The organism is Pseudoalteromonas sp. S3260, assembly GCF_005886925.1.
Lineage (GTDB): Bacteria > Pseudomonadota > Gammaproteobacteria > Enterobacterales > Alteromonadaceae > Pseudoalteromonas > Pseudoalteromonas tetraodonis.
Genome location: NZ_PNCV01000279.1, coordinates 1 through 255, shown reverse-complemented (window position 1 = coordinate 255; position 255 = coordinate 1). Strand labels below are relative to the sequence as shown.

The window sequence follows — 255 nt, the reverse complement described above, 5'->3', positions numbered from 1 at the left end:
AAAAGGCTACGACATTTTACGTGCTACGGTAGGCACTAAAGTCGCAGGAATAAAGCTCGGTGCCATGTACCAAACACAAGAGCCCGCAGCAGGTGGTGAAGACAGCGACGGCTTCTTAGTAAGTGCAGCATATGCGATTGATAAAACGGTATTAAAAGCGCAATACCAAACCATGGATTTTGCTGGCAACGACCGTAATGCGATGACCGCTGGCGTTGATTACAAGTTTAATAAAAGTACCAAGTTATTTGGCTT

1 protein-coding gene is annotated in these 255 nt (G+C 45.1%); it reads left to right on the top strand.

The window, feature by feature from the left end:
- The coding region (locus CWC14_RS18465; RefSeq protein WP_138564335.1) for a porin at positions 1–255 on the top strand (255 nt) is incomplete at both ends.